General features: G+C 59.2%; 16 protein-coding genes and 1 pseudogene. 11 read left to right on the top strand and 6 right to left on the bottom strand.

The window, feature by feature from the left end; translation table 11 throughout:
* The first annotated feature begins 189 nt into the window (after window positions 1-189).
* The 4 genes from EU811_RS20860 to EU811_RS20845 all read left to right on the top strand — a co-directional run bounded on the left by EU811_RS20860 (window position 190) and on the right by EU811_RS20845 (window position 2,652).
* On the top strand, window positions 190-546 hold the full coding sequence (locus EU811_RS20860) for a transcriptional regulator (protein WP_142940189.1): 357 nt from the start codon (window positions 190-192) through the stop codon (window positions 544-546).
* Window positions 546-1,400 carry a nucleotidyl transferase AbiEii/AbiGii toxin family protein gene (locus EU811_RS20855; RefSeq protein WP_142940188.1) on the top strand — a complete coding sequence of 285 codons (855 nt, stop codon included), beginning with the start codon at window positions 546-548 and terminating at the stop codon, window positions 1,398-1,400. The genes EU811_RS20860 and EU811_RS20855 overlap by 1 nt, the downstream gene beginning before the upstream one ends.
* A complete protein-coding gene (locus EU811_RS20850; protein WP_142940187.1) occupies window positions 1,397-1,975 on the top strand; it encodes a recombinase family protein in 579 nt (192 codons plus the stop codon). Before EU811_RS20855 ends, EU811_RS20850 begins: the two co-directional genes overlap by 4 nt.
* A gap of 62 nt (window positions 1,976-2,037) precedes the next feature.
* The gene (locus EU811_RS20845; RefSeq protein ID WP_142940186.1) at window positions 2,038-2,652 is read left to right on the top strand and encodes a hypothetical protein; all 615 of its coding nucleotides are present in this window, start codon (window positions 2,038-2,040) and stop codon (window positions 2,650-2,652) included.
* 218 nt (window positions 2,653-2,870) lie between these two features.
* On the opposite strand, the gene EU811_RS20840 is transcribed toward EU811_RS20845, so the two are convergent.
* Window positions 2,871-3,674 (bottom strand): hypothetical protein, encoded by an 804-nt coding sequence (locus tag EU811_RS20840; RefSeq protein ID WP_142940185.1) that lies wholly within the window; start codon window positions 3,672-3,674, stop codon window positions 2,871-2,873.
* 411 nt (window positions 3,675-4,085) lie between these two features.
* A complete protein-coding gene (locus EU811_RS20835) occupies window positions 4,086-4,424 on the bottom strand; it encodes a hypothetical protein (protein WP_238703488.1) in 339 nt (112 codons plus the stop codon).
* A 223-nt stretch (window positions 4,425-4,647) separates the two neighbouring features.
* Here EU811_RS20835 and EU811_RS20830 point away from each other — a divergent pair, with 223 nt between their 5' ends.
* The 7 genes and pseudogenes from EU811_RS20830 to EU811_RS20795 form a co-directional block, all read left to right on the top strand.
* The gene (locus EU811_RS20830; RefSeq protein ID WP_187697277.1) at window positions 4,648-5,040 is read left to right on the top strand and encodes a plasmid mobilization protein; all 393 of its coding nucleotides are present in this window, start codon (window positions 4,648-4,650) and stop codon (window positions 5,038-5,040) included.
* Between the two features lie 3 nt (window positions 5,041-5,043).
* On the top strand, window positions 5,044-6,672 hold the full coding sequence (locus EU811_RS20825; protein ID WP_142940184.1) for a relaxase/mobilization nuclease domain-containing protein: 1,629 nt from the start codon (window positions 5,044-5,046) through the stop codon (window positions 6,670-6,672).
* Window positions 6,673-6,702: 30 nt separating this feature from the next.
* Window positions 6,703-7,935, top strand: a complete 1,233-nt coding sequence (locus EU811_RS20820; RefSeq protein WP_142940183.1) for a hypothetical protein — start codon at window positions 6,703-6,705, stop codon at window positions 7,933-7,935.
* A gap of 243 nt (window positions 7,936-8,178) precedes the next feature.
* Entirely contained in the window at window positions 8,179-9,141 is a 963-nt protein-coding gene (locus EU811_RS20815) for a TIR domain-containing protein (protein ID WP_160147673.1), read from the top strand.
* A gap of 300 nt (window positions 9,142-9,441) precedes the next feature.
* Window positions 9,442-11,865, top strand: a complete 2,424-nt coding sequence (locus tag EU811_RS20805) for a hypothetical protein (protein ID WP_202979333.1) — start codon at window positions 9,442-9,444, stop codon at window positions 11,863-11,865.
* A gap of 416 nt (window positions 11,866-12,281) precedes the next feature.
* The gene (locus tag EU811_RS20800; protein WP_142940181.1) at window positions 12,282-14,612 is read left to right on the top strand and encodes a hypothetical protein; all 2,331 of its coding nucleotides are present in this window, start codon (window positions 12,282-12,284) and stop codon (window positions 14,610-14,612) included.
* Window positions 14,613-16,043: 1,431 nt separating this feature from the next.
* A pseudogene (locus EU811_RS20795) lies at window positions 16,044-16,400 on the top strand (PDDEXK nuclease domain-containing protein); the annotation flags it as partial.
* On the opposite strand, the gene EU811_RS24375 reads toward EU811_RS20795, so the two are convergent.
* From EU811_RS24375 to EU811_RS23595, 4 genes are all read right to left on the bottom strand, one after another.
* On the bottom strand, window positions 16,311-17,663 hold the full coding sequence (locus tag EU811_RS24375; RefSeq protein ID WP_274595847.1) for a tyrosine-type recombinase/integrase: 1,353 nt from the start codon (window positions 17,661-17,663) through the stop codon (window positions 16,311-16,313). The pseudogene EU811_RS20795 and the gene EU811_RS24375 sit on opposite strands and share 90 nt — an antisense overlap.
* Window positions 17,664-18,772: 1,109 nt before the next feature.
* The gene (locus EU811_RS20785) at window positions 18,773-19,921 is read right to left on the bottom strand and encodes a tyrosine-type recombinase/integrase (protein WP_142940179.1); all 1,149 of its coding nucleotides are present in this window, start codon (window positions 19,919-19,921) and stop codon (window positions 18,773-18,775) included.
* A gap of 140 nt (window positions 19,922-20,061) precedes the next feature.
* Window positions 20,062-21,111, bottom strand: coding sequence for a PDDEXK nuclease domain-containing protein (locus EU811_RS20780; RefSeq protein WP_142940178.1), 1,050 nt, complete (start codon window positions 21,109-21,111; stop codon window positions 20,062-20,064).
* A gap of 633 nt (window positions 21,112-21,744) precedes the next feature.
* On the bottom strand, window positions 21,745-21,897 hold the full coding sequence (locus tag EU811_RS23595) for a hypothetical protein (RefSeq protein ID WP_160147672.1): 153 nt from the start codon (window positions 21,895-21,897) through the stop codon (window positions 21,745-21,747).
* Window positions 21,898-21,972: the final 75 nt, after the last annotated feature.

Here is a 21,972-nt window from a genome sequence, read left to right as displayed (position 1 = left end):
TCGTGCACCGCCGAACCCTCGGCGCCGGGATCCGCGACCCCGCGTCATGCAGGGGAATCCAACCCCCAGATTTTGCACGAAACACTGCACGAAACCGGAAAATGAACAACGGCCCGTTGTATTGAGTTTCGTGCACTCTTGCTAACCTAAGCGCAGCGGCAACATACGCCGCACCAACAGGAGATACAGATGCCTACCGTCAAGCCAAAGCACGCGGGCGACCACTCCAAGGAGCCACGGGTCCTGATACAGGACGTGATCCCCTACGAGGTGGCCGGAAGCCTTGATGCCCTGCGAGGGCCGGGGGAGGGTGTTCTGACGCTGCCACACCACGTGTACTGGGGTCCACAGGCGGATTGCGATCTCGGGCAGACCGAGGGTGTGTTCAAGGCGTATCAGGCGATCTTGCGTGAAGGTACGCGGGCGGACCAGGAGCAGCTGCTTAACGCCGGCCTTTTGGTGAAGGTGTGGGACGAGCTGATGCTTCCTGTTCGCGTGCGCGATTTGTGGGAGAACAAGTTCCCGCAGTTGGCGCAGCACTCCTAATGTCGGACGTCGATTACCAGCGTGATGTCACGCGCCTGGCGCTTGATGCTTTGGCCAGCGGAGGTTTCGCTTTGGCAGGCTCCGGAGCCATCCGTGAACACGGAATCATTGACCGCCCCACAGAGGACATCGACCTGTTCACGTCCGTCACGAGCACTGAGGCTTTCGCGCTTTCAACACAACGCCTCGCGGCCGCGATGCGGGAGCGCGGCCTCGAGGTAGTGGAGGTCCGTAACGCACCGCAGTTCGCGAACTTCTCTGTCGCATCCTCTACCGGCCAAATCGTGGAAGTGGACCTTGGTGTCGACTGGCGCGCGGCCGAGCCGGTAACGCTGTCCATCGGCCCGGTGCTGAGTTTGGAGGACGCCGTGGGAAGCAAAGTCGTTGCTGTCTACAGCCGTGCTGAAGTCCGCGACTATCTTGATCTTGACGCCATCAGGGAATCCAAGCGATTCACTGACGGGCAACTGCTCGACATCGCAGCTGACCGCGACCCCGGTTTCGTCGTCGGAATGTTCGCCGCCCAGCTCGACCAAGTAAAGCGCATCTCCAGCGCTCTTCGAGTGCAGGAGTACGGCGTGGGAGAACACGAGCTGGCGCAACTGAAATCCCGGCTCAGCCGATGGGCCGAGCAGCTGCGCACCAAGCCGCCGGCACTTGGCCAGCACCCGCTCCAGAAGAACCAGGAGCAATCGGTGGCCGTGGATCCCCGCATGGAAAAGGTCATGAAGCTGGTGCACGCCTCTTACCCGGTTTCGCCACGGGACGCTCTGAGGCCACCGGCCCAGGCGCCTGCAGCTGAAGCCGCGAAGACGACCATGGCACGAGGCGCAGAACAGGAAAAATCGCGGTGACTGCGAACTTCATCGGATACGCCCGCGTCAGCACAGCTGAGCAAAACCCCCGGCTGCAGCATGACGCACTGGACCGGGCCGGAGTCATCCGCACTTTCACTGATTACGCCTCCGGTTCCACGCAGGACCGCCCCGAATGGCAGCGGTGCTTAGACTTCCTCCAACCCGGGAATGTCTTGGTGGTCTGGAAATTGGATCGTGTAGGACGATCCACCGCAGACCTCGCCCGCATCGTGACAGAACTGGACCAACGCGGCATCCAGTTCAAGTCCCTGACCGAGAGCTTCCTTGACACCACCACCGCAGACGGCAGCCTGATCTTTCACATCTTCTCCGCACTGGCAGAACATGAACGCAGCAGGATGCTTGAACGCACCCGGGCAGGGCTTGAAGCCGCCCGTGCTCGCGGCCGCGTAGGCGGCCGCCCGGCAACCATGACCGCAGCTCAGGTGAACGCTGCGCGCACTATGCACGCGAAGAAAACACCCATCACAGAAATCGCTCAGGTTCTCGGTGTTGGACGGATGAGCGTAAGCCGTGCACTGCGGAAACAACAGGCCGAACAATCCGCTTGAACTGATCCCCTCCAGGCAGCAGCGAGAATTAACCGGACATCGCTCAAAGGGGAACTCGCGCCGTGGACGTACTTACAACCGGAATTGCCATTCTTGGCGGCCTGACAGGTTTGTCTGGCTTAGTCATCTCCATCCGTGCAGACCGTCGTGCGACGCGGGCGGACAAGCGCGCGGCCGCAGCCGATCAGCGGGCAGTCCGAGCTGAAGAAGAAGGCGCACGAGCACGGCAACGAGAATTGTGGAGCGAAGTCATTAGTGCCATGCAGGACGTTGTGGGAGCAAATGTTCTCGCCCAGGACCTGCGGCCAGTTCTCGTCCGTGTTCGTTCATCCATGATGGAGTTGGTCGATGGAGTAACCAGCGAGCACTACAAGCGACTCGACAGTTGGATGAGTGTTGAGCATAAAGTGATCAACGGACTGCTCGAACAGACAATGGTTCAGCTGAGCGGCACCGGCCACACCATGAAGCAGATTGAGGACGCCCACCACGCGCCGAACGAGTGGGCCGCGTCCTTCATCAACAATCTGCGGGTGGCGCGAAAACTGGAACCAAGTCCCGACGTTGAGGTCAGCATCGAGGAATTGATTGCAGGCGGCGAAAAGGCTCTAAGGCAACTACCGGAGCGTGAGCCACCGTTGCCGAATCAGGGCGAACCTGCCGAGAGAATCGTCTAAAGCCCCTCGACCACATGGGCACGGCAAAAGCTAAATCCTTCGGGCTTTTCCCGCACACATGTGGACGACGGGACCCATCTGACCGCCTGCACACAACCACCACGTCACCACCGTGCGAACACTCACCAAAGTGAGCGGTGGCCGTGCACAGCCTAGGTTCGATGCGCGGCGGGGTTAACTGCGATTCAAAGATTCCGCTGCGCTCAGGGAGACCAACATCATTTGATGGGAAAGAGCTGATCATCCTTCGGGCATTCGGGAAGATTTGGGGTGCCTCTCAACATGCTTCCGAAGGTCATGTATGACGTGCTGACGCGGCAATACTGCCTCTTCTCAACTGTCGATTTCTCTAGGCGGAGTACTGCCTTGTTGGCAGGAAAGTATGCGACCAATGAATCTTCTGAGTCTGAGGTCACGTACGCCATATAGTCATGCCCTGCCACTTTGATTTGTTCCCTGGGAAGCCACATCCCTGTTGCCGCCACGAAGATGAATGCTATGAGCCCAACGAGCGGAACGATAGCCCGCACGTAATGACCACCACGCCGAGATCGTCCCATCCAGAAGGACTGAACAAGCATCCAGACAAAGATCGCAAGGACCCATACTGCTTCCCAGCTGAGCATCAATATTGCTGGTGCAATAACAGCCAGCGCCAGTAAGGCCAGTGGCAGTAACCATAGGGCCTGAGCCGGACCCTGGAGCGACAACCGCCCCGCTTGATAGACCAAAACCATGAACAGAACGATCCCAATCGTAGGAACGACTTCCAGCAGCATCTGCACCACGGCTGAGGGTGAAGTTGTCGCGACTAAAGCAGCCGCAACGTTGGTGTCCATTCCAACCAGTAGTAGTGCCTTAATTGCGAAGGCCAACGTTCCGAAACCCACGGCCAGAGCGATGTATTTGACGGCAACGTTACCGACCTCGCTAACAGTCAGAGGGAGCTGCGGGCGAGCTTCTTTTGGGGTTGCGTGCATCGGAGGCTTCTTCGATCCCGCCTCTTCTGGGGCGTCGGCCATATCAAGTTTGTCCTGTCGTTTCTGGTGTGGGCTGGGTGGTGGGTTTTGGGTGATCGCCGGGAGTACCCCGACGTGAATCCCCCTGCCGCATTAGAGGTCTCCCCGCGCCTGTGGTTCCTGTGCCCGCACGTCCCGGCCCCGCGCTGCCCCTGTGTGTCGTCAAGGCTGAAAAAGGGCCGGCCCCGCCCCCACGGTGCGACGGCAACGCTACGTCTTGGACCATGGGAAACGGATCCGGTGGAGACTGCGCATCGAACCTAGGCTGTGCACGGCCACCGCTCACTTTGGTGAGTGTTCGCACGGTGGTGACGTGGTGGTTGTGTGCAGGCGGTCAGATGGGTCCCGTCGTCCACATGTGTGCGGGAAAAGCCCGAAGGATTTAGCTTTTGCCGTGCCCATGTGGTCGAGGGGTTACTGTTCGCTTCCGGCCGGGATATCTATGTCGACGATGCCACTGTTCTTGGCATCGTCCCGGTTCGGTGCGCGCCGCGCCGAGTTCTTCCGGGGACGGCCGCCGGCCTTCTTATTGGGCGCGTCTAGTCCGAACCCGCGCAGGTCGGATTCTGTCCAGTCCGCACGCAGGGCACCTTGATAGTCCTGGGCGTATTTCTGTTCGGCTGCGGTGAGTATCTGCGCTGCTTCTGCCATCTCGACGCTACTGGCTGCGGCCTTCTTTACGGCGTTCACTTTGGCGTCTCTGGCGGCGTCAATTTTCGCGGCCGCTTTAGCGGCAATGTCGTTGATGTCCATGCGTGCAGTCTAACCCGTGGCACCGACAACGGGACGGACGTTTTGCAGGGGAACTCGCGAAGGGGTTGAAAACCCGGAAACTCGGCCATGCGGAGCAAGCTATACACTTACACGGGTGTAAGTGGCTTGTCGTCCTCGACACTGGCGGTCGAGTACGGCACACTTGTCAGTGTGGTCCCCGGTTTGGGGTCGCTGCGCTGGGCCTTTGAAGGAGGGGATTGGGATGTCGGAAGAGGAGAACGCTCACCGCCCCAATCTGTCCCGCCGTCGTCGTGCGAACACTCCGGCGGGAACGAAGAAGCGCCGTGACGTGTGGGTCACGGTGGAAGAGGAAGCTGCTCTCGTTGCGAGGGCCGAACGTGAGAAAGTTACGGTCCCGAACTTGCTGGTTTCGGCGGCCCTGGCAGAACGTACCGACTCACCGACGGAACGCCGAGCGGTGATTGCTGAACTCATGCAGCTGCACAACCTTCTGGCCCGTTCGTCGAACAACATCAACCAGCTTGCGCGGCAGGCAAATGCCACAAGTGAGTTCCCCGTGGAGGCCCGCGAATCGCTAAAGCATCTTCGTTCGGTGGCCATGCGAATTGATCGGGCGATAGAGGGGCTGATGTAAGGGATGATTCCGAACATCACTCGCGGTTCGCGCATGAGCGGGCTCATGGTTTACCTAGCATCGACGGACTCCGACAAGACCAAGAATGCACACAGCGATCCGCACTTGGTGGCTGGTGACCCAGCCATCATGGCGTGGTACGACGAAGGCATACTGGACCGCGATGATGCCCTGGCTATTGCCAAACACCTTGACCAGCCGCGCAAGGCATATGGCGTCACGGTTCAGATCAAGGACATGCAGTGGGACGCGGCCAAGAAGGAACGCGTTCACGTTGGCTACAAGGACGCCAGTGTGTGGCACTGCTCGCTGAGTCTTCGCGCCGAAGAAGGTGCACTGACAGACCAGCAGTGGGGCGATATCGCTAATGACTTTGTGGATTCCATGGGCTTCACCGAGGCCAGCGGAAAAGCCCAATGCCGTTGGGCGGCTATCAACCACGGCACGAGCGAGAACGGCAACCACCACATTCACATCGCCGTCTCTCTGGTGCGCGAGGACGGCACCAAGGCTTCCACTCACGGGGACTACAAAAAGGCGCAGCAGACCTGCCGCGAACTGGAAGTTAAGTACGGCCTTGAACAGCTCTCCACCGTGCATGCAACCCGTGGCTACGACCGTGCCGAGAAGGCCACCGCCGTCCGCGATGAACGGGAAATGCACCGCTCATCGCTGGCACGCAAAGTCCGCGCCAGCGCCAGCGCCTCAGCAACCGAAGGCGAGTTCGTCCGCCGCGCCCGTGACACCGGCATGTTGCTGCGACCGCGCTACGCGAAGAACACCACCGACGTCATTGTCGGCTACTCAGTAGCCGAGCGTCCCAAGGCCGGGGAGCGTCCCATCTGGTTCGGCGGCGGCACGCTCGCCTCGGACTTGAAGCTTGGTGCTCTGCGGGAAGCGTGGATGGACTCGCCGCAGCTTGCCACCGAGGCGGCAGCGGAATGGAACGCGGCAGCACGCAACAAGCGCACCGTCTCCAGAACCGGTCCTGAAAAAGCTACACCGTCTCCGCAGGTGTGGGTGGAGTACACCCGCAACGCGACCGCCCTTGCAGAACAACTGCGTGCCATTCCGTTGGACGATCACGCCACATGGGCGAAGGCAGCACGGGACGTTTCGGGAGCCTTCGCAGCATGGTCACACCGTCTCGAAACCACACCTGGACCGCTGGCCGAAACCGCCGCGGAATTGTCCCGCACCGCGCAACTGCGTTCACCTCGCCAGCACAGCAAAGCTGTTGCCCTGCCGTCCATTGCCGGCACCGCAATGTTGTTCCTGGCGGCATCCAGTAAGAACAAGACAGCGGCGCAGGCTGCGCTGATGGTGCAGCTGGCGAACATGGCTGCAGCGATCTACGACATGCATCTGCAATCCGGTCGGACACGTGAAGCGGAGAGGATTCGAGCTGTCGTTGCAACTCAGCTCAAGCCTTTTGCAGCGACCATGCCCCGGCCCGTCAGCGTAGGGGCGACAGAGCAATCAGTAGCCCGTGAACCTGTAAGGAATCCTGTGGAGCTTGGCCTACGCGGTATGGCACCTATCCGGCCTGGCTCAGTTGTTCCAGGAACAGCAACGCCGGCTAAGACACCGACGCGAGCTGGACGCGAATCCGGGCCTGTACTCGACCGATAAGAATCACACCACTAGTGCAAGGGGAACACCATGAGTGAATCAGACGGAATGGACGACGTAGTAGACGGTGGACTGCGGCAATCGCTGATGATCGCCTCCCGTATTGCAGAGACCCTGGCTCGCAAACGACAGGAAGGCCAGCGGCAGCAGGAGCACCTTGAATCGACGGCTGCTCACGAAGCCCAAGCACGCCTTGCAGCCGAGCGCAGTGCAGCCCACGCAGCGCTCGCGCCGGTTGAAAAGGAGCAGTGGTGGGACAAAGCTCAACCGTCCGACATCGCCACCGCACACACCGTCGCTGAATCGTGGAAGGACCACGACCCGACAGCCTTGGCAGCGTCGGAAAGGATCCGTCAGGAAGTGCTCACCCGCTACGGCATCGACACCCACGACGTCGGCACAGACGCCGCTTACCTCGAGTCAGGCATCCAGACCATCACCACGGAGAAGGCCCGACAGGACGCACTTGCCCTCAGCCAAGAGGAGGCACGTAAGGCCGCAATCGAACACGAAAAGGCCATGCAGCTCCTCGCAGCTGCCCGCGCCGAAGAACTCCGCGCTCAGGCGGCGAAACTCGCCCCCGAAATGGAACGCCACCAGGTGCCAGCGGAGTACCTGGCCAGCCCCGAACTAACCAAAGCACTCCAGCAGGCACACAACGCAAAGACGCCGAAGGCGAGGGAAGTAGCGGACGCCGCAGTGAAGGAACGCCTGTTCCTCATCGGAAAGGACGGGATCAACGGACCCGACATCGACCAGCTGCGGAAAGAAACGACCGCGAATGTCAACGGGGCTGGTGAAGAGCACTTCAAAGACCCTGCGTTCGTGGATGCAGCGAAGAACCTGCACGAAGCCAAACTGTTGGCTGAGGGCGGCTTCAAAGGCGACAAATGGTCGACACAGGAACAGCGATACGAGCAGGCCGAGAAGGAACTCTTCGCCCGCATGGAGGGCGTCGGCCGCGAGATCGAGAACCGCGTCACAGGCAACGACAGCAGCCGGCTAAAAGACCAAGGCCTGAAAGCCGAAACGACTTCCGCCAGCGACTACGGTTCGGCCGAACAACAACAAGCGTTTGCCGCCTCCCTGACCAACATCGGCGCAAACGAATCCCAGGTCCGGGGCAGGGTAGCTGCAGAGCGCAGCGAAGCCACCCACCCCCGCGCAGCCCTCACCATAGGCAAAGGCGCAACCAAGGCAAGAAAGACCCCCACAGGAGCATCAAGGGGCGCTGAACGGTTCAAGAGCGGCCCGTCCAAGTAGACGGATTGATGGAAGAGCTAGGGCCACCGAGACTATTCGGTGGCCCTAGCTGTTTCGTCCATTCTTGCTGGCTACTGGCCAGCTGGCGTACTCAAGGAAAAACAGGCACGCCGCGGGAGACGATAAGTGAAGATGCCGGTTGATTTCCTGTCGGAGGTCGGCATCGCAATAGCTTTCGAACTTCAAGCAGACCAGTTGTTATGTTCGAGGCACATCAATCACTTACTACGGAGGCAACCAAATATGACGCAAATTAGCGGCAAGACCCAACACGCTTTAGCCCAGCTACTCAATGATTACGCAACACACTCCGTCATCGAATCCCTCTTTCTTCGATTCGACTTGGACTCGCTCGTCTCCGAAGCCAATCCAAACCCTAACAAACTAACCAAGGCTACTTTCCTCGCAAAGGAGCTTGCCGGCCGAAACGACAGTTCCTTCCAGGAGCTCGTGGACTACATCTATTCCAGTTCATCTCGCATGAATCACGATTTCTCACGGGAGAGCAATGAGGCTAAAGAACTCCTCTCAAGCCTTGAGGCAGATGTGTCCTCTCGAACGGCCCAAGTAACCGGAGCGAGCGGACCGAGCTCAGCCGGACGGCCCTCGTCTAGGAACGCCGAGCGGCAGTTTCAGCGCCCGGGAACCACGGCCCCACCTTCACCGGCAGCTACACAGCACGCAGACACCACTAAGCGATATGTATTCGTCGTCCGAGGGCGAGACCACGAAGCGTACAAGGCACTAGAACAGCTGCTCACAGCCTTAGACCTCAGGATCATCACTTGGGATGATGCAACGCGGGGAACCAGCGGCGGGACGCCTCACACCCTTGACATTGTTCGGGCTGGCATAGAGATGTCTGATGCTGTCGTCGTCCTGATGACTCCGGACGATCTCGGACGCGTGAAACCTGAATTCGGTCAGCCGACTGATGATCCGCGAGAAGGACAGGAAACCGGACAGGTGCGGCAAAACGTCGTCTTCGAAGCTGGTTGGGCCATGGCCCTCAACCAGGAGGGCGTAGTTCTAGTCAGAGTTGGAGCCGTCAGGAATCTCAGCGATATTGAGGGTTTGAACTATGTAAATCTCACGAACGATATCTCCGGTAGGAGAACCTTGATCAGTCGACTGAAGAATTGCGGCTTGGCCGTTGACGATGCTGGCGAAAACTGGCGAAGCGCTGGCTCGTTCCCGGAGTCGTAGCAACATCGCACGGATCTTTCTGGTGAGGGTGACTCAAGCAGAAAATAAGAGGGACAACGCCATTGGCGCTGTCCCTCTTTGCCGATTACCGTGTATTCGCTCTTGCGTCTTGGAACCAGTCCGTTGGGGCCATTTTCGGGTCGAGGAGGTCTGGTTCGCGGTGTTCTTTCATGTCGCAGTTGTAGAACGGTCCCTGTGGGTCGAGTTTGGTGGCCCGCATGCTGGCGGATCGTCCCCATGACTCGTCATCAGGACGTCGTAAAGGAATTATTGTCGGAGCCCACTGCGATACTGACTGGCGTGAACCTTGAGAATGGAATCTTGGAAGTCGTTGGGGCTGGAACGTCGGACGGACTTCACAGCCCGGCAAAGTATTATCAGCATCTGGCTCAAGCCCTGGCTGGTGGCGCCGACCCTGTCGCGTATCTCGAACACGAGATTGCCGACGCCCTTGGCTCCTTGGAGGAGGCCCTCCAAGGCTATGACTCATTCGATACGCTCGCCTTCATGCGGTTTGCCGCCAGCCCTTTGGATTTCAGCCATGTACAGGAAAGCCAGAGCCAGCTTGAATGGTCGCAAGCAGCCCAAGACGTAGTCGCTCTTGCCCTACTGGGCCTGGGGCTGCCCCGGCAACCCCTGACGGGGTTCGGCCACGGCCAACCCGATCCCTCGAAAGCAATGGGTCTTGCTGCAAGAATCTTAGAAGCTGCGAGAGCCCTCGCCCTGATTAGGGGTGGCCGCGCGGATCATCCGCTCGGAAGTCTCGCCGGAGAATTCTTGGCGTACGAACTTACTGTGCGCGGTCGGCAGTATGTATCAATCGCCTCCGACCTGAACACCGGCCTTTTTGGCGACCCCACAGTGGCATCAGCGATAAAAGGGTTGCTCGGGTTTACCCTCGACGAAATACGTGCTGTGCGTGCGGCGTCGATCGCGTTGCTGAACGAGCGGTTTTTTGGGGCGCGCGATCGCCTAGGAGAATCCAGCCAGTCGGCTGACACAGACCCTGAGGTTTTCCGGCGGGATTTCAACATCATGATGAATGAGTGTCGGCTATTTGGAGCGGTGTCGGCGCGTGATGCCGCCGAACGTGCCGGGGTTGAGGAATCGACGGCCCATGCAGTCCTGGAGTTCTTTAGCTTCTCCCGACCTGCGAGTGAAGCCGCTCACCCGCTCCTCAGGTTTTCGCAAGGAGCCCTTCCCACGCCTTGGGGTTGCATTCGCGATACCGGCGAGTACCTCCTCCTCAATGGATTCCTCGGCGAGGACGAACTGCGTCGTGATGTTGAGCGGGGGCTGACTGCGGCGGTTTCGGCAAAGCAAGCAAATGCAGGGAAGCTATGGTCGAAGTACGATAAACGCCGCGCCATTTTTTCCGAAGGCAAGGCGGCCGAAGCACTTAGCAAACTGCTCAAAGGAGCGGAGCCTAAATGGGCCGGACAAAAGTTCATTGGTCCAGTCTCTCCAGCGGAGACTGCACACCTGAGCGAGGACGGAGACAGGACCACAACGCAAACGCGTGAGTACGAGTCCGACTTGCTGTACGTGGTCGATGGCGTCGCCCTATGCGTTGAGGTGAAAGCTGGCTCCATTACCGAGAAGTCTCGTAGCGGAAACCCCCTGCGGCTGGCAACGGACCTACAGAAGACCCTGAGGGAGGGCAACGCCCAAGCCGATCGCCTTACAAAGCTTATAGGCACCAACCACGGTGTATGGGGATCAAATGGCAAGTGGATCGACTTGTCCGATGTCCAAGAGGTTCACTCGATTGTTGTCATGCTCGATGACATGGGGCCACTCTCTCTGTCCATGAACGAGCTTGCTCTCAAAGGCATTATCGACACCGGGGAGGTCCCTTGGATTGTGAGCCTTCACGATCTGCTAGCAATCAGCCAAACCGTAGACCATCCGGCTCAGTTCCTCGAGTACCTCCGGCGGCGCCGTGGCCGAAAGCTCGCGAAGATGGTGGAGGGTGCCGATGAACTCGACATGTTCATGTGGTTCATGACCGGAGGCATGTATTTCGACCCTGACCCCCATGAGATGGCAGACCAGGTTCCTACCAAGCCGTCCGTTAAGGCCTCCGACGTGCGGAAGTTTCAGCAACAAGCACGAATCCGTCTTGGCACGCTGACCGATCCCCTCGACGCGTGGTTTTATGCCCAGGAGGGTCTATCAGCTGTCCAGTCGCCCAAACCCACGCGACGGGAGGAGCCTTGGGTTGAGCAATATCTCACCGCCAGTGAATCCGCGCAGTCGCCAGGATGGCTTCGATTTGGCGCAGACTTGGTGGGGCTGAGTGGGAAAGCTCAACGGGATCTGGGAAAAGGGCTGCGGGAGCAATGCCGGAAGGCGCGCAGTGGCGACGTCGAACGCAGCCTAACCAGCCACAGCGCCACCCCCTACGGAGCGTGGCTCCTAACAGCGGTCGCTCTTCCGGAGGGTGTGGCTGCTGGCCACCTGCACGACTACATCGATTCAAAGCAATACCAAACGAACTCCAATCGATCGATGCTCTTGCTATACAGTGCTGACGGATTCCTGACAGGGTCCCGCTACCGCGGCGGACCTCAACCTAAAACCCTTGAACGCGACGCGGCTATCACCGTAGCTCCGTTAAAGAGCCTCGCCGCGACGTTCACCAAGCTCCCGCCGAGCGCACGACGTAGTACTAAGAAGCTGAATGGAGGACGTGGAAAAAAGAAACAGCCACGGCGACGGTGAGGCTTGCCTCATCCACGCGCAAAGCATCACGTCACGCCACAGGAAGAATCTCCGGGGGAGGCCAAACGGCCGGCCAAATTCCGCGGAACTCCGGGACCATGTGGCAGATGCCGACGGGATCAGAGGATGGGGCGGATTGATTCATCTAATGAGATACGCAGCGTACAACACGACATAACGTCGGTTATGCGGCCTTTTGAGCCAGAATGGGGGAGCGGGTTCATCGGACGGCTGGCTGACGATTTCGGTGGCAAAGTCGACGAGGCCTGCAGTCTTCGCGGACCCGCGATGAGTAGCCTGAGAAGTGAGTAGCTAATGTGAGCAGTAATTCATGAAATGTCAGCAGTGGGGGCTGGGCAGCCGGTCATTCTGGCTCGTTCGCTTACGCGGGGTAGCAGCGGTAGTAAGTCGGAGAAGTGTCCTACAAAATTGAACTAGTTAACGGAAAGGCTGTTCTGCCCACCGGAGGAGAGCCCTGGAATTTTGCGGAGTGGCGCGACGCCGAAGAGAAGATTAGGCAGTTTAGTAAGCGCGCAGTAGGCCGCAGGCCTCGACAAGGGGAGCGCATCCCTGTTGAGCTTGCCTTAGTCCACCGCCCAGACAATGACTACAACTCAAACGCCATCTCCATCGCGGCCCCCGCCCAGTACGGCGGGGATCGCGAGCAAAGGTTTTTCGGCTATCTCTACGAAAGCCAACTGAGAAGGATTGGCATGACACGCCTCGCGGACCTTTCTACTGCCCTGGGCGGAGCGGAACTTAGCTGCACTGGAATCGCCACCCAAGACGGACTCGAGCTAGACCTGCCTGAACCAGCAGAATTGGCAAGAGCGATAGACGAGTTTCTCGGGTTCGACGACACGGGAACCCACACCCGTCCATCGCCGGAAACCGACAGTGCCCTCCAGACCCTGCAAAACTTCACGGCCGAGCTGACCCCCGTCGGAGAGCTGCACCTGACCACGCGCTACGGCAGGGTCGGGCGACTAGTCGAAGTGAGAGACCGCACGTCGCAACGCCTACTTGGTAACCTTGACCGCGGTTACTTGCTTCTCGAAGATGAACGAGACAGAGAGGTTGTCCTAAGGCTGCTTGTCGATGGAGGCATCTGGGCGGCTAAGCCATTGTCTGAGCAGCCCATACCGCTTGAGCGGGATTGGCCAAGGACCCGCGTTCCTAACCTTCGGATGGATGCACGGAGTGAGGTATACCTTTTCCCCCCGGTTTCCCCCATGGCTCGGTTCAACCCGAAAACAGGAAAGTTGTGGATCGAGGACAGCCGCCTTGTGGGACCCGCCCTCTGCTACGCCTCACGCGTTGGGCTCAAAGTAACCGAACTGGGAATTTCACGTCGTCCATGGAAACTGACAGAGGACATTCCCTTTGATGAGTTCAGCCAAGACGCCCGGGAACGCCAAGCCGAGAAACGGCGTGACAAGGCGGCTGGCCTGATGACTCATCAGATAATCGCATCGATCAGCACCGCAAATTTGGAGCATGTATTGCCGGCAGAGTCGATTGAGGTGAAGCACTATGAAATTGCTCAAGGCGCCATAGTCGAAGCTAAAAGGCAGTTCCAGCTGCACGAGTCCCTTATTCAACAGCGTCGTCAGCTTTTCGGAGAACATACGCTGGCTGACAAAGAAGGTAGCTGCAGGCTTTGCGGACAGCCGGCCTGGCCGGTGCTGACTTCCATATGCACGGAACCGCTTACCTACTGCCAGCAATGCCTAGAGTTCGCAGGCGACGGTGTTTTCGCCAACCGGTCTCGAGCAGCCGCCGCCCTCAAACTGATAGCAGAACTCGAATTTAGCGATGAACCAATGCTGGAGGGACAACTGGAAACAGTCCACATTGATCCGCGTCTTCCCCAGCAACCGGACGCCATTGACAAGCTTCTGTTACTGCGCTTCGCGATAAAGCGTGGCAAGTTCCCATGGACTTTACTCCTGGAGGAAGCAGGCCTGGCCGATGCTGGTCTGCGGTTAAGCAGGGGCACCCTCATACGGGCACGAGACGGACACCGGTGTCTCTCCATGGGCGAAAAAGCGGTGTGCGACTTCATGCATCAATTCGGCATTGAGCATGAGCGCGAGCCAACCTATCCAATGGATCCAGTCCTCAATCCACTAGGGCGCCGGAGGGCTGACTGGATTCTGGCCGATGGCACATTCGTGGAACTGTGGGGCTTACCTAACAACCCGGCCTATGCAGCAAAAATGCAAGAAAAGCGGCAGCTTGCAGAAAGACAGGGACTGGCGCTGGTAGAACTGACCGAACGGGACTTGCCCACACTGCCGTTGGCTTTCGCCCCTTGGCTGCCTGCATCCACCCCGGGAGCTACCACGTGGAAGTGGTCTCCGATCATTAAATCCGTGCCAGTAACCCCTATGGAAAGTCATCGCGACGGAAACGCACTGGGACTCAACACTTTCAACTCAGACGTTCGAAGGGAACGAATAGAACGGTGCCGCAGAGCCTGGGAACTACAGTCATCAGGTTTTACCCGGCGAGAGATTGCAGAAGCACTTGCCGTCAGCGCGGACAACGTAAAAGCCCTGCTGCGCGACGCTAAATTCTTCGCCGATCCTGCCTCAGACGAGGAACGCCTACAGCGAGCTGGTGCGGCGGCCTCGGCCCAACGCAGCGGGCTGACGAAAGAACAGTTTCAAGCCCAAAGCGGCCTTAGCGGCCCAAAGGTCAATGAATCATGGAAGGACGCTGACATTATCAGTCCCGCACGCTGAAGCGGGTGCTATCTCGCCCAGGCTTGTCCCCGCCTCATTAGAGATTTAAGGACGATCTGTGGCTTCCGTGGGACGCGAGGTGGATGTTTGTGAAACGTGATCCGTATGGTCACCAGCATCAGTAGGTGCGAAGTCAGATGAGGCATCAGCAGGCGCCGCAGGAGCGTGTCCTTTATCAATAGCAATCCAAGCCGCTATCCAAGCCAAGAAGCTAGTCGTGCCAATAGCAAAGCCTCCTGTCATGAGAGTCCTCATCCCACGGGCATCGCCTTGAGTGCACCCGCCTGTAGCGCTGGGGAGTGTCAATCACTGCCTTAATTTTTCATAATCTCCGCATGCGGTCGGAGGACCGATAAGTGAAGCCTTGAACTAAGAGTTCGGTGGGTCCGCGCAGGTCTGGAGTGCTTGGGACATGAGGTGGCCGTAGACCGGATCGGTTGTCCGCACAGATGCATGACCAAGCCGACGCGAAATTGCGAACAGTGGCATATCGCCGTCCTGTATGGCCAGGAGGCATGCATGTGACGCAGGTCGTCGATCCCTGGCAACTTCGTCAGCCCGTTGGGTTTGGGCTGCTTGGAGGGCTGGCACCCAGTGATATTGCCAGAAAGTCTTGGGCCGATGGGGGCAGCTGTAGCGGTGGTGAAAAGTAGGTCATTGCCCGCCTTGGCGGATAGCAACGGGTCGAGCAGGTTCGCCAGGCCCTCTCGAGACGTAACATTCGGCTCGAGAATGCGCCTCGACAATCATCTGCATTAGTCAATTGACGCCGCATCGTATAGTTACGATCATCGCCACTCGGACGTGTTCCCGGCGAAATCCGGACCGACCCAGAGGAGAAAAGCGATGAAGTGTGTTAAGTGCGCTAGTGACAACGTCACTGTTGAGATGATGCAGTCTGGCGGACGGACTCGGAAGCACGGAACTGGACTAGGAGGCAATGCGAACAATGCAGCCCGTGGCCTCACAGCAATTTCAACGTTTGGCATGTCCAACCTCGTCTGGAAGAAGTCTAAGGGAACCGAAAAAATGAAGTACAAATCCCAAAAGGTTGCGATCTGCCAAAGCTGCGGTCACGACTGGGCGGTCCGTTAGTACCAGTTCACATCCACGGTAGAGGACTTCAAACGAAAGAACTCGCTTCAGTATCATCCCGGCCCTTATCGGCGCTTCTCTCACAATCGACTTCTGAACACCCCAGCCATTTCGGGGATTGTGGGAAGCATCCTCGTCCCTGTGGCCCCCGTGATCATGAGGAAAGTTAGCCCGCAGGGCATCTACTACGCAGGAGCGGACAAGTGGCATAACAGCTTTACCGACGATATGGGGGATCTTTTCGAGCAGTGCGTCGGACGACAGCTCAAACTCATACCCGACGCGGCTGTGTATCCGGAAATTATCTATGGGCCGCAGAGAAAAAAGACCATTGACTATGCTGCCGCGGCTATCCAGTACGGGTAGTCGCGGAACGTCTTGATGAACATGATGATGAACCGTTCGATGGAGCGCACCGGCGCGGCGCCTTCGAACTTCACCCGCCAGCTTGCTGCCGCGGATTCCGAACTGGCCCAGCAAAAGGCGAAGGATCCTTACAACTTTGAGTTCCTGGACCTGTCCGGTGAAGTCGCCGAACGCGAGCTGGAGAACGCCCTGACCAGCAGGATCACAGAAACCCTCCAGGAGTTAGGGCCCGGCTTCTCATTCGTTGGCAGACAGGTTCATTTCGATGTCGAGGGCGACGACTACTACGTCGATCTGCTGTTTTTCCACATCGAACAGCTCCGATTTAACTGCACCAACCCGTTCGGTGCCGGCGCCGCGGAAGAGCCGATGCTTGCGGCCTGATGGCGTCCTATTCTTGGGTGAGTTGAGCGCCGTCGTCGATGCGTCGGCTGACGCGAGTTGCCTGTGCCCGTTTTTCGCGGATATGGCGCAGTGACTCCTCCAGGGCCGCGACTTCTCCCAGCCATGTTTTCTGTTTGGCCTCTTCGAGGCGTTCCAGTGCGTTGCTTTCCAGATCCTGCAGACGGGGAATTTGTCCCGGTTCAATCTCAAGCATGGGACAGCGGACGCAGGCGTGCTCGTGGATGCAGGGTGTCCCGTAGGGGCGATGGCATGTACCGAGCGCGACGCGCCGGAGCGTGAAGTGGTTCTCGAAGTCGGACCATTCCTCGGCAGTGGATCGCGGTACTCGAGGCTGGGTCTGAGACTTCGGCGGCGATCGATGAATGTCCGGTAGTTTCGGATGACTTGCTCGGGGTAGACCGCCACGTAGCCTTGCGTGGTGTTGAGATTGATGTGACCCAGAAGCTGCTGCGCGATATGGATCGGCAGGCCGCTGTTGACCGTCTCGGTGGCGAAGATGCGTCGCAGGTCGTGCGGCGAGAATGTCAGGGGAATCCCGTCGACATCGCGAAGGTTCGCTTTCTCGGCGACTGCCTGCATCAGCCCGTGTGCGCCTGCCTTCGAGAGGACCCGGGGCGGGCCGCCCATCCTGACCTGGAACAGGTGGGGCAGCTTGGGTCCCCACGTGCGTTCCAGACCGTCGTAGCGGCTGATGAGCGGAAGAGTCCCGTCTGGGCCCTTGACCCGCCGGATGATCACTGCCAGGACTGATGACAGTTCCGGTGAGACTGGAATGACTCTCTCCCTGTCGGTTTTGGACGGTGCCACTTGCAGCAGCGGCGTCACTTCGCCTCCGGGTTGGAGGTATCGGCGGATGGCTGTGTGGGTAAGTTCGAGCAGTTCCTCGATTCGCATGCCGGTCAAACGAAGGACCTCGATGATGGCCCAGGACCAGAATGCCTTTTCTTCGGCACGGTGGAGGCGCACTACTGCACCGGTGTTGAGGTCCTCGACCGAGGGGTAGGCGTCGTCGCTGTAGTAACCACGGGGAACGCGGCGGTAGGCTCGCCCGGCTATGGTCAATGTTTCGCCCACGGCGGTTCGGGATGCCGCGTCGAGCAAGGTGGCCGTTTCGCGGCGTTCCTGATCGGCTGTGGCGGAGAATTTTGTGAGCCACGGGGCTAGGGTGCGGGTGCGCTGATCCATCCGCGCTTTTCTGCGGTACTTCTGTTTGTGCTGTCCTGCTATTTCTGCGGGGGAGATGGGTGAGGGGCAGGCCCAGCGAGCCCACCTTTCCGGTTCGGTCAGTGCCCATTGCGCGAGGTCGAGGTAGAACCCTCGAACCGTCATCAGGTGGACGAAATAGTCTTGCCGTTCTCTGCCGTCGGGCAGGTGGCGCAGGCGTTTCTTCCACGCGGCGGCCACGTCGGCGGATAACCGGATGGTGTGTTGGCCTGGATGGTGAGTCTCGATGTCGGTCCAGAAATTTCTGACCAGTATGCGGACGAGGCCGACCAACGTTGCGTAGTCGATGGTGGCTGAGCGTTCCGTGAGGTAGTCGATGATCAGGGACCGGATAGCTGGGTCGGCAATGCCGCGTTCGTCGACGAGCTCGGTGACCGTGAGTTGGCCGGGTTGAATAAGGGATCGGTAGTCGGGCGGCTCACCGCTCAGCGCGCCACAAGCCTGAAGGGCTTGCCAAGCCACACCCATTGCCCGGGATCTGCCGCGGAGCCCTACCCATTCCAAGTTCACTTCCAGGAACTGGGCTGCGGTGATGTTCAGCAGTGGTGTGTTTGTGCGGATTCGCATGAGTGCCAGGGCGTTTAGTGACAACATCCGCGAGGTATTGGACAGTCCGTGCTCCCGCAGCCATTCCTCCAGCTTGGTGAACGTGCCGGTGTTGACCACGTTTCGGTAGGTAGTGAACAGGTGTGGCGGTGTTGCCGTTCGCAGCCAGGCTGTAGAGGGGCGGACGATTTCCAGGACGACCAGGGCAATTACTGCGCTGCTCTGCAGTGAGTGCCGGTAGGGGTTGAGCCCTTTCTGTCCCCAGGACCGGCCAGCGTCGTCGCATTGTGCTGCCTCCCATCTCTGTTGCCAGTCCTGGCCTGGGAAGGAGTTCAGCCATCTTAGGAGTTGCTGCAGCCCGCGCGCACGCTCGTATCTGCGTCGTGGTGGATCGGGAAGACGCGCTGCGGCCGTGGCGAGGATTGCCTCGACGCTGAGGAGGGCTCCGGTTGGAGGTGCCACCGTTGTTGTCACATTCGTCGTCAAGGGCCCATGGGGTCGAGCGTCAATGGCCGTTTCTGTCGTCAAAGGGTCCCTCCGAAGAGTTCGGCCAGGTCTGTGGCGTCGTGCCTCCACGGTCCGCTGTCAGCGGTGGTGTTCGGTTTTGGCCTCTGGTGGTGTTCCCGGACTCGGGAAATCATGTCCTGAGTCTGCGGCCGGATGTAGCGGGCGGTGGTGCTGAGGTGGACGTGCCGCAGGACGGCCTGGACATCGGTGATGGGTATAGATGGGTCGTTGGCCAATCGTGTTGCGCAGGTATGGCGGAAATCGTGGAGCGTGATTCCTGTTCCTAAGGCCTTGTTGGTGCGGCGGAGGAGGGCACGGACGGCGGAATATTCCAGTGGACGCCGGGGCTCGCGAAGCGTCCACCAGAGCCTTTCGCCCACGGGCTGCGGCGGACCGTCGTTCAAATACAATCGCAGCCACGTGAGGGCATCAGGTGATGCGGGCACCCACTGGTAGGCCCGGGTTCCCTTGGAGATCACGCCTATGGCCTGGTTGCCCCAGTCGACATCCCGGCCCGTCATTCCCAGCAGCTCGTTCGCCCGTACGCCCGTCGACAAGTACATGGCGATGAGTGCCCGGTCCCGGTTCGACCTCAGGCTGGCGAATATGCGCTCGATGACGTCATCCGGTAACGCCCTCGGTGGACAATCCACTACACGCTGACGGTAGGGCTGGCGTGGCTGGAGTCGGTATTCCTCCAGAGGATTGTGACGGGCGTACCGGCGAATGCCGGCGCCACCGGCCGGGACAGGATTAATCACCGGACCTGCGCCAAGGCGGGCCTGGTGCTCGTAGAACACCGAGAGTACCGACAATTGGTGATTGATGGTCGCCGGCCGATAACCCTTGATCCGCGCTTGGCGCATCCACAGCACCAGATCCCGCACATCAGTCCTGGTCGCGACGTCCCATCGACGTCCGCGGGTAGCCAGGAACCGCCACCAGCGCAGTAAGTCGAACGAATATGATCTCAACGTCTGGGCGCTGCAGTCATTGGCTGATAGCTCGCGCAAGAAGTCGTCGATTAGTACGACATCGTCCTCACTCTTAGCGAGCCCTTCGACGTGCCACGGAAGGCCTGGATAAGTCGTCGAGACAACTTCACCTATGCGGGACAAAACAATACTGGACAGGTCGGCGACCGACTGCGCTTCATTGCGGGCCACAAATCCGAGCCTGCCAGATTAGGCGACGCGGGAGGCGGAACGACACTCTTTTTTTAGCTGGCCCAGACGAGTTCAACAGACCCTGGTAGCTGCCCGCCTGAGTAGGGCGAAGCGGCCAGACGTCAAGATCTCCTCCTACCTCACTCGGACTGGCCTGACTCTCCGACGGTTCCCTGCTCCAGCGCCGCTGTGATTGCTGCGGGCGACGGAAGCGCTTCTCGCTCGTTCGCAGGGAGGGTGTCGTAGGTATACGACGCCACAGCGATAGGTTGCGAGGAGCCGTCAAGTGCATAGCGGACCGTTGGGTCGTGCTTGGAACCGCAAACGAGGATTCCCACCGTCGGGGCCATCCCTGGGAACTTCACAAGGTCGTTAACCGCAGAGACGTAGAAGTTCAGCTGTCCCAGATGCTCGGGCCGGAACTTCCCCGACTTTAGCTCCACAACTACGAAGCGGTTCGTTGGTACGTGTACGAGCAGGAGGTCGATATAGAAGTCTTCGCCCTCCACATCGAGATGGTACTGGCGTCCGTAGAACGCAAACCCGCGGCCAAACTCTGCCAGCGTCTGGGACATACGCTGGGTCATGGCCTCCTCTATTGCCAACTCTTCGGCCTCGGTTGTAAGGCCGAGGAAATCCAGGACCAAGGGGTCCTTGGCCACATTCTGGGCTAACGCAGCCCCGTCCGAGGGGAGACGTGCTTCTAGGTTGTTCGGCGCGGCCCCCAGCCTACGATGTAGCCCCGAGGTGATTTGGTGCTCGAGAACCTGAAGCTTCCAGTTTTGTTCGAGAGCCTGTTGTGCGTACCAGTCGCGGACTGCGGGATCCTTCAGCTTGAGCAGTTCGATGATGTGGCCCCATGGGAGTGCGCCCACGCGGCTACGGACCGGCGCTTCGGACCAGTCCCAAGCAGCGGCGAAGGCGCGCATGTAGAAGAGGTTGGAACGGGAGAAACCACGCATGTGTGGGAAGGCAGTTTTGAGGTCTGCGGCGAGGCGCTGCAGGACTTTGCTACCCCATGGTTCCTGTGTCTGGCGCTCCAGGATCGTAGCCCCGATTGCCCAGTACATTTCGACCATTGCACTGCTTGCCGCCTGCTGGGCTCGTAGCTGCGCTGATGCAACGAGCTCCTTCAGGGAGGCGAGGATTGCGTTGTAGCCGCTGGGCAGGTCAGGCTCGATTTTGGACACGCACCCACCTTAGCTGCTGGATCCGACGGGATCTCGTGCGTAGCGGTGGCCCCTTTTGTCCAAAGTGCTCTGGACAATTGGGAGGAACCTTCAGTTCGGCCGGTCTGGCCAACCTCCCGCAATAGTCCAGAGCCCTTTGGACTATTCGCTCGAGGCCTTCCTTGAAATGGGCTTGATCAACGTGTCGCGCGGGGTGACGGAACTACACAGCGTTAGGAGACAAAACCAAGCATTTGTTGCAGCGCCGGCGGTTCCTATAGTTGACCCAGTCTCGTGATCGAATGTTCGTGAATGTCGAGAAGTCTGCGTTCGCCTTGTTGTGTAAATATCCACACCAGGCCCTTCGGAGGGTATGTAATGTCGACTTTTCCTTCCCATCGGGTACCGCTTGGGTCGGAAGCCTCGATGTCTTCCCCTGACGTTAGCGAAAACACAAGCCGCACGTCCTCCGCTGCCGGCAATTCTTTCATGCAGAAAACTCCTCATGCTCGGTCCCGGGGTGGGGCTTCTAGTCTTGGTTGATGGGCGACAAAGGCAGAACGGCTCCCCTTCCGGTGCCGTCGAGCCTTGCCCGGGCTGCGCAATCACCCCGAGTGAAGACCTCCGCTGAAGGCGACGGCACGTCCACGGGTCCTAACAGTGTTCGTCGGTGTAGTGGAGACCGATCCAAGGCAATGAGGTCAGCTCATCGCTGGAGAGTGGACCGTCTGTCCTGATGATTACGGCTACTCCTGCGTCGTTCGATTCCGAGGCCTGCCTGGAGGCATTCGTATGGTCGTTGTGCATGAGAACGCCTTCGAGTCTGAGCGGTTTAGCAGCTGTGACATCGTCATTGAGATTGGTTTCCGCCGGTGCTGCCAG

It is taken from the genome of Arthrobacter sp. TS-15 (assembly GCF_006964045.1).
Lineage (GTDB): Bacteria > Actinomycetota > Actinomycetes > Actinomycetales > Micrococcaceae > Arthrobacter.
The sequence above is the reverse complement of the archived record's forward strand: the minus strand, read 5'-3'. Positions and strand labels throughout refer to the sequence as shown.